We start from the raw sequence: 13,483 nt of genomic DNA, 5'->3' as shown, positions 1-13,483 counted from the left end.
GCGAGGCCCGGGCGGGGCGGCAATCACGCCGCGTCGCGCGGGGCGGACCGGAGTCCGACGCCCGCCAGCGCGCCGGCCGCGGCAGCCGCGGCCACCAGATACGCCACGGCGGGCCACCCGGCCGCGCCGGCCAGCGCGCCGACCAGCAGCGGTCCGAGCACCTGCCCGAGATAATTGCCCTGCATCACGAGCCCGAGGCTGAGCGGCGCCAGCGAGGGCGCGGGCGCGGGCGCGGTGCCGCGAGCACGGTGGTCGGCAACATCCCGCTGATCGCGCTGAACCCGCCGCACAGCAGTACCGCGAGCGGCGCCGGCATGCCCGAGACGAATATGGCCGCGCCCGTGCAGCCCATCGCGAGGCTCGTCGCGGCGAGCAGCCGCGCCGGCGCCATGCCGCGCGCGAGCAGCGCGCCGGCGAGCAGGTTGCCGGCGGCATTGAGCGCCACGATCACGGCGGACAGCGCGCCGGCCGTCCCGAACGGGATCGCGAGACGCTGCATCAGGAACACCGGCAGGAATGACATCACGGAAAAGAATTGCAGCGTGTAGGCCGCGAAGCCCAGCGCCAGCAGCAGCGTCGCGCGGCGCGTGAGCACGGCGCGCAGCGCGGGCGCGATGTCAGCCCGACTGACGCGCGCGGCGGAACCGCGCGGGGTGCTGAGCGGCAGCAGCAGCGCGGCCCCCAGCGTGAGCGCGGCGCACACCAGCCAGACCGTGCGCCAGCTGCCCAGATGCGGCCCGACCAGCATCGCCAGCGCCATGCCGCCCGCCATGAACGTGCTCCAGAGCCCGAACACGACGCCGCGCCGCGCGGGCGGCGCAAGCCGGTTCAGCACGGCGGGCGCGGCCACCACCACGATCACGAAGCCGAGCCCCTCGGCGCAGCGGCTCGCGAGCAGCCCATCGAAGCTGCGTGCGAGCGCACCGACGCCGCTCGCCGCGCTCATGACCAAGAGCCCCGCCATCAGCAGGCGTCGGTCGCCCCAGCGGTGCACCAGCAGGCCCGCCGCGATGCCGCCGAACACGCCGACGAGCGGAAACGCCGACAGAATCCCGCCGAGCGACGCGAGCGAGCGGCCGAACGCCGTCTGCAACTGCGGCAGCGCGATCGTCGCCTTGCCGACGTGCAGCGCGGCGAACACGCCCGCGAGCACGACGTGGACAAGCGCCGGCCATGAGGCGGACGCCGGCGGCTGCGGAGTGCGCGGAGTCATGGCGTCGTCACTCGGCGCGGGCGGCGTCGCGCGGCGCGTCCGTGGTCGGCCATCCGCCCGCGAGCGCCTTGTACACGGAGACCACCGCCGTGGCGTTGCGCAGCCGCGCATCGGCGGCGGCGTCCTGGGCCTGCAGCAGCGAACGCTGGGCATCGAGCACCTCGTAGTAGTCGATCGCGCCCGCATCGAAGCGGGTTTGCGCGAGTTGCGCGGCGCGCGCGCTGTCCGTCGCCGCGCGTTCGAGATGCGCGGCCTCGTCGCGAGTGCGCGCCGCGCGCAGCAGCGCGTTCTCCGCGTCTTCCAGCGCGCCCAGCACGGTCTGCTGATATTGCGCGAGCAAGCCGGCCGCGTCGGCGCGGCTCGCCGCGAGGCGGGCGCGCACCCGGCCGACGTCGAGGAACGACCAGTCGACGCCGAGCGCGATCAGGTTGGTGTCGCCGCCGCTCGCGAAGACCCCGTAGCGCGACGTCAGGCTGCCCAGCATGCCGCTCAGCGTGAGGCGCGGGAACAGGTCGGCGGTCGCGACGCCGACCCGCGCGGTGGCCGCGTGCAGGCGGGCCTCGGCCGCGGCGACGTCCGGCCGCCGGCGCAGCAGATCGGCCGGCGTGCCGGCGGCGATCCCGGCGGGGGGCGCCGGCAGCGGCGCGGGTACGTCGAGCGCAGCGATCAGTGCATCCGGCGTGCGCCCCGTCAGCACCGCGAGACGGTGTTCGTCGACGCCGATGGCGGCTTCGTGGAAGGCGATGCGCGACACGGTGGTTTCGTACTGCGCGCGGGCGCGCGCCGCGTCGAGTTCGGAGCCGCGCCCCGCGCCGACCCGCGCGTCGATCAGCGCGAGCGTGCCGCGCTGGTTGTCGGCGTTGTCGCGGGCGATCCGCAGGCGCTCCTGCTGGCCGCGCAGATCGAGGTAGGCGGTCGCCGCCTCGCCCGCGATCGCGACCCGCACCGCGCGCAGATCGGCGGCGCTGGCCGCCGTCTCGGCGCGCTGCGCTTCGACGCCGCGCCGCACGCGGCCGAACAGGTCGAGTTCCCAAGCTCGCGTTGACGCTGACGCCGGAGATCGGCGTGTCGCGCTGGCTGCGCGAGGCGCCGAACGCCTGCGACTGGCTCAGCAGCTGATGGCCGATCTGGCCGCTCGCGGTGATGGTCGGAAACTGGTCGAAGCGGGCGTTGCGCAGCAAGGCGTCGGCCGCGTCGTGGCGGGCGAGCGCGAGCCGCAAGTCCTGGTTCGCCGTATACGCCTGCGCGATCAGCGCGGCGAGCGTCGGATCGCCGAAGCCGCTCCAGAAACCGGCATCGGGCGCGGTGTCGGCGGAAGCCGACGCATTCGGCGCGGGCGCGGCGGCCGCGCGCGCGAAGCGTCCGGGCAGCGCGGTGTCGGGCCGCTGAAAGTCGGGGCCGACCGCGCAGGCACTCAGTGCGAGCGTAAGCGTAAGCGGAATGAGACAGGCCGGCGCGATCATGAATGCGCTCCTTCGGAAATATCGTGGGAATCCTGTCGTGCGATGAGCTTGCGGTGCGCGAGCTTGCGGATCGTGACGTAGAACACGGGCGTCAGGAACAGGCCGAACAAGGTCACGCCGAGCATGCCGGCGAACACCGTGATGCCGGTGGCCGCGCGCACCTCGCTGCCTGCGCCGGTGCCGATCAGGAGCGGCACCGAGCCCGCGATGAACGCGACCGAGGTCATCACGATCGGGCGCAGCCGCAGGCGGCAGGCCTCGAGCGCGGCGTCGACGATGTTCATGCCCTGCATCTCCAGCTCGCGGGCGAACTCGACGATCAGGATCGCGTTCTTGCATGCGAGCCCCATCAGCACGACCAACCCGACCTGCACGAACACATTGTTGTCGCCGCCGGACAGCCACACGCCGAACAGCGCCGCGAACATGCAGACCGGCACGATCAGGATCACCGCCAGCGGCAGGGTCCAGCTCTCGTACAGCGCGGCGAGCACGAGGAACGCGAGCATCACGGCGAGCGGGAACACGATGACCGCCGCGTTGCTCTGCGTGACCTGCTGGTAGCTCAGGTCGCTCCATTCGAGCGTGATGCCGGGCGGCAGCACCTGTTTCGCGATCTGCTGAAGCTTGGCGATCGTCTGCCCCGACGACAGCTGCCGCGGATCGGCTTCGCCGATCAGGTCGGCGGCCGGATAGCCGTTGTAGCGCACGACCGGATCGGGTCCGTAGGTCGGCGCGATCGTCACCATCGAGCCGATCGGCACCATCTCGCCCGCCGCGTTGCGCACGCGCAGGTTGCCGATGTCCTCGGGCGTCTGCCGGTGCGGCGCGTCGGCCTGCGCCATGACCCGGTAGACCCGCCCGAACAGGTTGAAGTCGTTCACGTACACCGAGCCGAGGTACACCTGCAGCGTGCTGAACAGATCGGTCAGCGACACGCCCTGCGCCTTTGCCTTCACGCGGTCGACCTTGATTTCGAGCTGCGGGATGTTCGCCTGATACGAACTGACGGGGTAGGTCATGCCCGGCGTCTTGGCGACGGCCGCCTGGAACGCGCCGAGCGCATCCTGCAGCGCGCCGTAGCCGAGCCCCGCGCGATCTTCCAGGTACAGCGAGTAGCCGGAGCCGTTGCCGAGGCCCTGGATCGGCGGCGGCAGCAGCGCGTAGGCGAAGCCGTCCTTGATGCCGGCGAAGCGCGCGTTCAGCTCGGCGCTGATCTGGGCGGCGCTGCGATGGCGTTCGCCGAACGGCTTGAGGATGATGTACGAGTTGGTGATGTTCGGCGTGTTGACGCCTTGCAGCGCATTGAGGCCGGCATAGGCGGGCACCATCGACACGCCGTCCACCTGGTGCGCGATCTCGACCATCTGACGCGTGACCGCATCGGTGCGCGCGAGCGAGGCGCCTTCCGGCAGCTTCGCGCCCGCGAACAGGTAGAGCTTGTCCTGGGTCGGGATGAAGCCGCCCGGCACCCGCTGGAACAGCAGCGCGGTCGCGCCGAGCAGCACGACGTACACGACGAACACCATGCCGCGCCGTCCGAGCGAGCGTGCGACCGCGCCGTGATAGCGATCCGAGCTGCGCTGGAAGAAGCGGTTGAACGGCGCGAACAGCCAGCCGAAGCCGCGCTCGATCGCGCGCGACAGCGCGTCCTTCGGCGCGTCGTGCGGCCGCAGCAGCTTGGCCGCGAGCGCGGGCGACAGCGTCAGCGAGTTGATCGCGGAGATCACGGTCGAGATTGCGATGGTCACCGCGAACTGCTTGTAGAACTGCCCGGTGACGCCCGACAGGAAGGCCATCGGCACGAACACCGCGCACAGCACCAGCGCGATCGCCATGATCGGCCCCGACACCTCCTTCATCGCCTGGTGCGCGGCGGCGCGCGGCGAGAGCCCGCGGCCGATGTTGCGCTCGACGTTCTCGACCACCACGATCGCGTCGTCCACCACGATGCCGATGGCGAGCACGAGCCCGAACAGGGTCAGCGTGTTGATCGAGTAGCCGAGCACGTAGAGCCACGCGAAGGTGCCGACCACCGACACAGGCACTGCGAGCAGCGGAATGATCGACGCGCGCCAGGTCTGCAGGAACAGGATCACGACGAACACCACCAGCACGACGGCCTCGATCAGCGTGTGCTGGACCGCGCGGATCGACTCGCGCACGAACACGGTCGGATCCCACACCGGCTGATAGGCGATGCCCGCGGGGAAGCGCTTCGACAGCGCGTCCAGCTTCGTGTACACGGCGCGCGCGACGTCGAGCGCGTTCGCGCCCGGCGAGAGGAAGATGCCGACCGTCGCGGCATTGCGGGTGTCCTGCAGCGAGCGCAGCGTGTAGTCGCCGGCGCCCAGCTCGATGCGTGCGACGTCGGACAGGCGCACGACCTGCCCGTCGCCGCCGTTCTTGAGCACGATGTCGCCGAATTCCTGCGGCGTGCGCAGCCGGCCGCGCACGTTGATCGACACCAGCAGGTCGCGCGCCTGCGGCGACGGTTCCGCGCCGAGCTGGCCGGCCGACACCTGCACGTTCTGCTCGCGGATCGCGTTGACCGCGTCGCTCGCGGCGAGCCCGCGCGACGCGAGCCGGTTCGGGTCGAGCCACACGCGCATCGCGTAGTCGCCGGAGCCGTACAGGCCGACGTCGCCGATCCCCGGCAGGCGCGACAGCTCGTCCTTCACGTGCAGCGTCAGGTAGTTGCGCAGGTACAGCGAGTCGCGGCTGTTGTCGGGCGAATAGAGGCTCACGTACATGAGCGGCGTCGGCGACTGTTTCTGCGTGGTCACGCCGTACTGCCGCACCTCGTCGGGCAGGCGCGAGAGCGCCTGGCTCACGCGGTTCTGCACGCGCACGGCGGCGGTGTCGGGATCGACGCCGGGCAGGAACGTGACCACCACCTGAAGGCTGCCGTCCGAACCCGCGACGGATTTCATGTACATGATGCCCTCGACGCCGTTGATTGCTTCCTCGAGCGGTTCGGCGACCGATTCAGCGATGTCCTTCGGGTTCGCGCCCGGATAGGTGGCGCGCACCACGACATTGGGCGGCACCACTTCCGGGTACTCGCCCGCGGGCAGCATCGGAATGGCGATCAGCCCGAGCGCGAAGATCACGATCGACAGCACGACCGCGAAGATCGGCCGGTCGATGAAGAATTTCGAAAAGTCCATGACGGTGTGCTCGTTACTGCGCGGTGGCGGATGACGCGGCGGCGCTCGCCTCGGGCCGCGCGGGCAGCGCCTTGGGATGCACCGGCGCGCCCGGGTAGTAGATCTTCTGCAGGCCCTCGACGATCACCGTGTCGCCCGCGCGCAACCCGGTGCGGACGATCCGCTCGTCGCCGATCTGCCGGCCGAGCGTGACATCGCGGCGCAGGGCCTGATTGTTCGGGCCGACCACGTACACGTACTTGCGATCCTGGTCGGTCAGGATCGCGCGGCCGTCCACCAGCAGCGCCTCCGGATCCTGCGCGCTCGACAGCTGCACGCGCGCGTAGAGGCCCGGCGTGAAGCGCCCGTCGGGATTGGCGAGACGCACCCGCGCGCGGATCGTGCCCGTGGCCGGATCGACGCGGTTGTCGAGGAAGTCGACCGTGCCCGCGTGCGGGAAGCCGGTTTCGTTCGCGAGCCCGATCCGCACCGGGTTCGCGGCCAGCGCCGGCCCGCCCGGGTTCGCGCGCTGCGCGTTGTAGCGCAGGTAGCTTTGTTCGTCGCAGTCGAAGTAGACGTAGACCGGGTCCTGCGACACGACCGTGGTCAGCAGCGTCTCGTCGGCGCGCGCGAGGTTGCCGGTGGTCGCGAGCGCCCGGCCGGCCCGGCCGGTGATCGGCGCGCGGACCTCGGTGAAGCCGAGGTTCAGCTTCGCGTCGTCGACCGCGGCTTGCGCCGCGTGCAGGTCCGCGCCGGCCTGGGCGTCGGTGGAACGGGCGGTGTCGAGTTCTTCCTGGGAAATCGCCTTCGCGCCGATCAGGGTCTGCGCGCGCTGCAACTGGATCTGCGCGAGGCGCGCGGCGGCGCGGGCGCGTTCGAGCTGGGCCTGCGCGCGTTCGAGCGCGATCCGGTAAGGGCGGGGATCGATCAGGAACAGTACCGTCCCTTGCGCGACCCGATCGCCTTCGCGGTAGGCGACCCGCTGCAGGTAGCCGCTCACGCGTGGCCGCAAATCCACTGCGTCGACCGCCTCGACGCGGCCGTTGAAACCGTCGACGAGCGCGACGGACCGGGGCGCGACGCGCGCGACGCCGACCTCGGGCGGCGGCGGGGCGGGATCCTTGGGTTGGTCATGGCAGCCGGCGGCGGCCAGCAGAAGGGCGCCGACGGCGACCCAGCGCGGCGTCGCGCGCAAGGAGATCAGGTGCATTGGGCATCGTCATGGATTAGACTGGGCGCACAGTCTACAAATTGAAGTTAACTTTAAGTAAAGTACCCGGAGGCGAAAAAATGCGTTCCACTGGTGAGAGTAATGACCCGATGCTGTCGATCAGCGAGGTGGTCGCGCGCAGCGGGGTCAATGCCTCAGCCTTGCGCTTCTATGAATCGCGCGGGCTGATCAGCTCGGTCAGGCGCGGCTCGACGCGCCGCCACTACCCGCGTTCGACGTTGCGGCTCGTCGCCTTCATCGTGTTCGCGCAGCGGATCGGCTATTCGCTCGACGAGATCGCCACGCAGCTGGCGAGCCTGCCGGCCTGCACGCTGCCGAGCAACAAGGACTGGCAGCGGCTGTCGCGCGAGTGGAAGAAGCGGGTGAACGACAAGATCGAGGAACTGCAGCGGCTCAATATCGAGCTTGATCACTGCATCGGTTGCGGCTGCCTGTCGCTCAAGCGCTGCAAGCTGTCGAACCCGGACGACCGGGCGGGGCGCAACGGCCCCGGCGCGCGGCGCTGGCTCGGGGATCCGCCGGTGGTGTGACGGCCCGCGCGGGGCCGGGGTGCGGCGCGCGCGGGCACGCGGTTCAGCAGCCTTCCGCGTTGCAGAGCATCACGATGTTGTTGCTCGTGAATTGCGGGCCGTTGAAGACCTGGCCGAAGGTGCCCGTGCACGACTGGCTGATGTAGCCGTGGACGGTCGCGTCGACGTGATTGCCAGTGCCGTAGTCGCGGATCCACGGGCCGCCGCTCGATCCGTAGGTCATGTTGCAGGCCATGTTCAGCACGCCCGAACCGCAGCTGCCCGGCTGCGCCGAACTTTGCGATTCGCAGTGCTCGAGGCTGTTCGCGTTGCCGATGTTGCCCGGATAGCCGAACGCGTGCATCGGCTGCGACGGCGGGTAGTTCCAGGAGCGTCCGAGCCAGCCCGTGTAGTAGGTGATCGGATGGCCCGCCGAATCGTTCTGGAGCCGGATCAGGCAGACGTCGGATGGGATGTCGCCGTTATTGATCCACGAGTTCGGCACGCGCGCGTCCGACCAGTTGAACGTTCCATAGGGCGCCTTGCCGTTGTTGTAGCCCGGCGCGAACGACCAGCCGCCGATCCAGCCGTTCTTCGAGCGGTCCCAGCAGCAGTGGGCGGCGGTGACGATGATGTTCTTGCCGCTGACCACCGAGGCGGAGCAGGTGCCCTCGCTCGTGAACAGCTTGCCGATCGCGGCGGTCTGCGCATGCGCGGGCCCCGCGCAGAGGCACGCACAGAACGCGGCGGCGGCGAGCCAGCGCGCAAACACGGACGCATTGAGCCTGGTGACCATGATTGTCTCCTTGCTTGACGACGAGATCCGGCCGACGCAACGTCTTATTTCCAGTCGTCCGGATGGAGCCTGCGTGCTTCTTCTTCCGCTTTCGGGTCGGGGCCGCCGCCTGCCGAGGCGCCGCGCCGCGCGTTTTGCAGCGCCTTGCGTTCCTTGGCCGTGAGCGTGCGCGGGGTGGGCTTGCCGATGGTCTTGTTCCAGTCCAGCGGCTGCGCGGCTAGGCGTTCCTCGCGGGTCTGGAACGACGGCTCCTTCAACTCGCGCGCCTTCTCCGAATCGTGCTGGATCGATTGGCTGTCACCGTTCGGCAGGGTCTGCGCGACGCCGGGCATCGCGGCCGCGAACACGGCCAGCCCCGTGGCCATCGCATAGCTGAGGTGACGGCCAGTGAGACGGGATGGGGATGACATGGAAGTCTCCTGTCTGGCTTGTTATGCGCATTGGGCGCAACCACGCCCGCGTCGCGCACGAGCGGAGCGAGGGTCGCGTCGCCGGTCGGCGAGGGGGCCCAAGGCAATTCCTGTTATAGAAAGCGCTTTGTATTTGTCAACCGCGTTGCGCGTCCGGTCGTGGTTCGGCGTGGAGCGCGCCGTGGTATTCATCGGGATTCGTCAGGAGGCCGATACGTTGTCGGCGAGGCCGGTTTCCGGCAGGGGCGTCATGCGCCGCGGGGGCGTGACGGCAGGCGGGAGAGCGGGACAGGCGCCGCGCGGATGGTGGTCCGCCCGCGCGGCGTGGCAGCGTCAGCGCGTTGCGCCGGCGATCATGTGGCGGAATGCATTGTCCAGATCGGCGATCAGGTCATCCTCGTGTTCGAGGCCGATCGAGATCCGGATCAGGCCCTCGGACACGCCCGCCGCCTTGCGCGAGGCTTCCGGCACGCCCGAGTGGGTGGTCGATGCCGGATGGCAGATCAGCGATTCGGTGCCGCCGAGGCTCACCGCCGACTTGAACAGGTGCAGCGCGTTGATGAAGCGGAACGCGTCGGCGCGGCCGCCGTCGAGCACGAACGCGAAGGTCGAGCCCGCGCCGGTGCACTGGCGCGCATAGGCTGCGCGGTACGCGTCGTCCTCGATGAATTCCGGATGATAGACGGCCACCTTCTGATGCGGATTCGTCGTGAACCACTGGGCGACCTTGCGCGCCGTACGTTCGGCCTGCTTCATGCGCAGCACGACCGTTTCCATCGAGCGGATCAGCATCCACGACGAATGCGGATCGAGCTGCGAGCCGAACGCGCTGCGGATCAGGCGGATCTTGCCGATCAGGTCCTTGCGGCCCGTCACGCCGCCCGCGACGAGGTCGCTGTGGCCGCCGACGTACTTGGTGAGCGAGTAGACAGACAGGTCGACGCCGTGCTCGCCCGGCTTCTGGAAGATCGGCCCGAGCATCGTGTTGTCGCACACCGAGATCGGGCGATAGCCGTGGCGCGCCTCGAACGCGTCGAGTTCGCGGCGCAGGCCGTCGAGATCGATCAGCGAGTTGGTCGGGTTGGCCGGCGTCTCGACATAGCAGATCCGCACCGGGCCTTGCTTGGCCGCCGCTTCGAGCGCCGCGCCGATCGCTGCCGGCGACAGGCTGTTCTCGATCGGATGCGCGGTCACGCCCCATTCCTTGAAGATCTTGCCGATCAGGGTCTCGGTGCCGCCGTACAGGGGCACCGATTGCACGAGCTGGTCGCCCGGACGCAGGAACGCGAGGAACACCGCGCTGATCGCCGACATCCCGCTCGACGTGACGACTGCGGCTTCGGTGCCGTCGAGCAGCGCGAGGCGGTCCTCGACGATCTCGAGGTTCGGATGGTTGAAGCGGCTGTAGACGAGCCCCGCGGCCTCGCCTTGCGGCAGGGCTTTGCGACCGGACACGACATCGAAGAAATCGGCGCCGTCCTCGGCCGAGCGGAATGCGAACGTCGAGGTCAGGAAGACCGGCGGCTTGACCGCGCCCTCGGACAGGAACGGGTCAAAGCCGTACGACATCATCTGCGTTTCAGGATGCAGCGGATGGCCGTTGATGTCCTTCTTGTGATAGTTCGTCATGTTGGGGCTCCTCGGTCGGAAGATCAGGCCGGCCCACGCAGCGTCGGGCCGGCGGCGAAGTCGCTCAGTGTAGAGAGCCGAGCGAAAAATAGTCTTTCCATTTGATTCCCGAATCGGCCATCATTCAGCAGAATCTTCTATCTTGAAAAAATTTCATAAAAGGAAAGACGCAGCGGATGCAACTGGACGAAACAGATTTGAAGATAATGTCAATCCTGCAGCAGGAAGGGCGCTTGAGCAACGCCGAGCTGGCGGAACGCGTGTCGCTGTCGGCGTCGCCGTGTTGGAAGCGCCTGCGACGGCTCGAGACCGAAGGCGTGATCACGGGCTATCAGGCGAATCTCGATCGCCGCGCGCTGGGCTTCGGGGTGGTCGCGTTCGTCAATATCTCGCTCGACAATCATACCGAGAAGACCTGCCGTGCGTTCGAGGCCGGCGTGATGGCGATGCCGGAAGTGGTCGCCTGCCACAACACGACTGGCCAGCACGACTACCTGCTGCAGATCCTCGCTCAGGACTTCGATTCATTCTCGAGCTTCCTGCTGAATCGGCTGCGCGCGCTGCCGGGCGTCAAGGAACTGCTGAGCACCGTGTCGATGCGCGAGCTGAAATCGACCAGCCGCCTGCCGCCGTTCGAACCGAAGCACAGCCGCTGAAGCGTCGATCCGCGGCACCCGTGCGCGCGCTGCCGCGCTTGATGCGCATCAAGCACCGACACGCGGATACTGGGCCCCATCCTCGACTGACTGGGGCGACACATGGGCAGTACATGCAGGCGGCGGTGGTGCATGCATTCGGCGAACCGGTGCGGATCGAAGCGGTGCCGGTGCCCACGCCCGGCCCCGGCCAGATCCTCGTCAACATCAAGGCGTCCGGCGTCTGCCATACCGATCTGCATGCGGCCGACGGCGATTGGCCCGTCAAGCCGACGCTGCCGTTCATCCCGGGCCACGAGGGCGCGGGCGTGCGGCATCTGAAGGGGGGCGACCGGGTCGGCGTGCCGTGGCTGTACACGGTCTGCGGGCACTGCGAATACTGCCCAGACCGGATGGGAAACGCTGTGCCACGCGCAGCAGAACACCGGCTATTCGGTCAACGGCAATTATGCGGAATACGTGCTGGCCGACCCCGACTACGTGGGACGGCTGCCCGATACGGTCGGCCTCGACGAGATCGCGCCGATCCTGTGCGCCGGCGTGACCGTCTGCAAAGGCACCGCGTCACGGACACCCGGCCCGGGCAATGGCTCGCCATTTCCGGGATCGGCGGGCTCGGGCATGTTGCGGTGCAATACGCGGTGGCGATGGGACTGCACGTGGCCGCCGTCGATGTCGCCCCGGAGAAGCGCGAACTCGCTCGGCAGCTGGGCGCCGAACTGGTCGTCGATGCCGCGCGCGAAGATCCCGCCGAGGCGATTCGCCGGGCGCTCGGCGTACTGGTAACGGCGGTGTCGCGCGGCGCATTCGCCCAGGCGCGCGGCATGGTGCGGCGCGGCGGAACCGTCGCGCTGAACGGCTTGCCGCCCGGCGGGTTTCCGCTGCCGATCTTCTCCACCGTGCTGAACGGCATCACCGTGCGCGGCTCGATCGTCGGCACGCGGCGCGACCTGCAGGCGTCGCTCGACTTCGCCGCCGAAGGCAAGGTGCGCGCGCGCATCCACCATGAGCGGTTCGACCGCATCAACGAGGCGTTCGCCGCGCTGCGCAGCGGCTCGGTCGACGGCCGGATCGCGCTGACTTCGTAAGCGGCGCCGCACGGCCATTGACGGGCATCAACGCCGCGGCGGCGGAACCCTTGATGATGAACACTGTGCGCGACCGGTTGCTTACCTGCATGCCGCGCGCATGTTCATACGGATGAGGGAATGTCATGTACAAGAAAATCATGGTGGCGCTCGACGGGAGCGAAGTGGCGCAGCGGGGACTGCGCGAGGCGATCCGGCTCGCGGTCGCGACGGGCGGCCGGCTGGATGCGGTCTATATCGTCGATCGCTCGGCATTGTTCAGCTATGCGAGCCACTTCGATCCGGATGCGTTGCTCGCGGCATCCCGCGACGAGGGTGTCCGGGTGCTCGGCGAGGCCGAGCGCGCGATGCGCGAGGCCGGCGTCGCGGGAGAAGGCCTGCTGCTCGAAACCGATCTGCTCGACGAGGAAATCGCCGAACGCATCGCACGCGGTGCGCAGGAACTCGACGCGGATCTCGTGGTGCTCGGCACGCACGGCCGGCGCGGAGTGAAGCGGGCGGTGCTGGGCAGTGTCGCAGAGCGCTTCCTGCGCGTCTCGGCGTGCCCGGTGCTGATGGTGCGCGGCGAACGCGCCGCATAGGTCGACAGGATGTCGGCGGCGGCCGGTGCGCCGCGGCCGATGCCGACGGGAGCGGGTGATGACGATGCATGGCGAAATTCATGACGGCGACTGGGAAGTCGACGTGGCGACATCGCGTCGCGACGACGGCCGCTTCGCTTGCTGGATCCGGGTCGCGCACCGGCTCCAGGACACGATGTTCAAACGTGAATTCCAACACGCCGAGACCTTCGCGAGCGAACGCGACGCGATGGTCGCGGGCTTGCGTGAAGGCATGATCTGGATCGAACTGAAGCGGTGCCATACGTTCGACATATGAAGCAAGTCAACGAACCCGCGCGCGCGGTAAGCGAGCGCCGCCGGGCCCCGCATCCGCCACGCGGCCGCTCGTTCGAAGCGGCCCTCGAAGTGCCCTTTCCTCGATAGTCCTGCATGACCGACGCATTCTTGCCAACAGGGCAGGGATCTATGCGCACGGTCCTCGATTGCCTAACGGCGCCCGAATATTACAAAAGCATTTTATTATTACTATTTGCTTTCTTCCATGGCTATTTAAATTAATTAGATTCCATCAAAAAAAGTTTGACGACCGGATTTTGTTCTTGATATTGTTGGCCGCATGCAATCTGACGGATTGCAAACAAAGCAATCAGTATTCAAACAGCTGCCTTTCTTTTTTGTAGGGCCACTTGCCGCACACCGGTCGAGACGGCCTGTTGCGCTGCAGAACAGCAATCTTCGAGGTACTTCGTTCGCGCAGGGGCCATCTTTGCGCGCGA

At 68.5% G+C, this 13,483-nt stretch carries 12 protein-coding genes and 1 pseudogene; 5 read left to right on the top strand and 8 right to left on the bottom strand.

Annotated elements, in window-relative coordinates; translation table 11 throughout:
* Nucleotides 1-23: 23 nt before the first annotated feature.
* The 5 genes and pseudogenes from Bsp3421_RS33990 to Bsp3421_RS11105 all read right to left on the bottom strand — a co-directional run bounded on the left by Bsp3421_RS33990 (nt 24) and on the right by Bsp3421_RS11105 (nt 7,026).
* The gene (locus Bsp3421_RS33990; protein WP_337995258.1) at nt 24-185 is read right to left on the bottom strand and encodes a hypothetical protein; all 162 of its coding nucleotides are present in this window, start codon (nt 183-185) and stop codon (nt 24-26) included.
* Nucleotides 185-1,213: an MFS transporter gene (locus Bsp3421_RS11120; protein ID WP_337995257.1), complete on the bottom strand. Its 1,029-nt coding sequence runs from the start codon at nt 1,211-1,213 to the stop codon at nt 185-187. Before Bsp3421_RS11120 ends, Bsp3421_RS33990 begins: the two co-directional genes overlap by 1 nt.
* Before the next feature lie 7 nt (nt 1,214-1,220).
* Nucleotides 1,221-2,676, bottom strand: a pseudogene (locus tag Bsp3421_RS11115) (efflux transporter outer membrane subunit).
* Complete coding sequence (locus Bsp3421_RS11110; RefSeq protein WP_273996016.1) at nt 2,673-5,846, bottom strand: efflux RND transporter permease subunit; 3,174 nt, start codon at nt 5,844-5,846, stop codon at nt 2,673-2,675. Before Bsp3421_RS11110 ends, Bsp3421_RS11115 begins: the two are co-directional and overlap by 4 nt.
* 13 nt (nt 5,847-5,859) lie before the next feature.
* Nucleotides 5,860-7,026 (bottom strand): efflux RND transporter periplasmic adaptor subunit, encoded by a 1,167-nt coding sequence (locus Bsp3421_RS11105; protein WP_443111507.1) that lies wholly within the window; start codon nt 7,024-7,026, stop codon nt 5,860-5,862.
* A gap of 89 nt (nt 7,027-7,115) precedes the next feature.
* Here Bsp3421_RS11105 and soxR point away from each other — a divergent pair, with 89 nt between their 5' ends.
* Nucleotides 7,116-7,586 (top strand): redox-sensitive transcriptional activator SoxR, encoded by a 471-nt coding sequence (gene soxR, locus Bsp3421_RS11100; RefSeq protein ID WP_273996012.1) that lies wholly within the window; start codon nt 7,116-7,118, stop codon nt 7,584-7,586.
* 43 nt (nt 7,587-7,629) lie between these two features.
* On the opposite strand, the gene Bsp3421_RS11095 is transcribed toward soxR, so the two are convergent.
* From Bsp3421_RS11095 to Bsp3421_RS11085, 3 genes are all read right to left on the bottom strand, one after another.
* On the bottom strand, nt 7,630-8,361 hold the full coding sequence (locus tag Bsp3421_RS11095) for a trypsin-like serine peptidase (RefSeq protein WP_273996010.1): 732 nt from the start codon (nt 8,359-8,361) through the stop codon (nt 7,630-7,632).
* Between the two features lie 44 nt (nt 8,362-8,405).
* Nucleotides 8,406-8,771, bottom strand: a complete 366-nt coding sequence (locus Bsp3421_RS11090) for a hypothetical protein (protein ID WP_273996008.1) — start codon at nt 8,769-8,771, stop codon at nt 8,406-8,408.
* A 333-nt stretch (nt 8,772-9,104) separates the two neighbouring features.
* Nucleotides 9,105-10,400 carry a cystathionine gamma-synthase family protein gene (locus tag Bsp3421_RS11085; protein ID WP_273996006.1) on the bottom strand — a complete coding sequence of 432 codons (1,296 nt, stop codon included), beginning with the start codon at nt 10,398-10,400 and terminating at the stop codon, nt 9,105-9,107.
* Nucleotides 10,401-10,576: 176 nt separating this feature from the next.
* Between Bsp3421_RS11085 and Bsp3421_RS11080 the strand changes: the two genes are divergently transcribed.
* The 4 genes from Bsp3421_RS11080 to Bsp3421_RS11065 all read left to right on the top strand — a co-directional run bounded on the left by Bsp3421_RS11080 (nt 10,577) and on the right by Bsp3421_RS11065 (nt 13,023).
* Nucleotides 10,577-11,056, top strand: a complete 480-nt coding sequence (locus tag Bsp3421_RS11080) for an Lrp/AsnC family transcriptional regulator (protein ID WP_273996004.1) — start codon at nt 10,577-10,579, stop codon at nt 11,054-11,056.
* A gap of 113 nt (nt 11,057-11,169) precedes the next feature.
* The gene (locus Bsp3421_RS11075; protein WP_443111431.1) at nt 11,170-12,144 is read left to right on the top strand and encodes a zinc-dependent alcohol dehydrogenase; all 975 of its coding nucleotides are present in this window, start codon (nt 11,170-11,172) and stop codon (nt 12,142-12,144) included.
* A gap of 125 nt (nt 12,145-12,269) precedes the next feature.
* Entirely contained in the window at nt 12,270-12,725 is a 456-nt protein-coding gene (locus Bsp3421_RS11070; RefSeq protein WP_273996003.1) for a universal stress protein, read from the top strand.
* A gap of 58 nt (nt 12,726-12,783) precedes the next feature.
* Nucleotides 12,784-13,023 (top strand): hypothetical protein, encoded by a 240-nt coding sequence (locus tag Bsp3421_RS11065; protein WP_273996002.1) that lies wholly within the window; start codon nt 12,784-12,786, stop codon nt 13,021-13,023.
* Nucleotides 13,024-13,483: the final 460 nt, after the last annotated feature.

Origin of the sequence: Burkholderia sp. FERM BP-3421, from assembly GCF_028657905.1 — a bacterium.
In the GTDB taxonomy this organism is placed as follows: domain Bacteria; phylum Pseudomonadota; class Gammaproteobacteria; order Burkholderiales; family Burkholderiaceae; genus Burkholderia.
The sequence above is the reverse complement of the archived record's forward strand: the minus strand, read 5'-3'. Positions and strand labels throughout refer to the sequence as shown.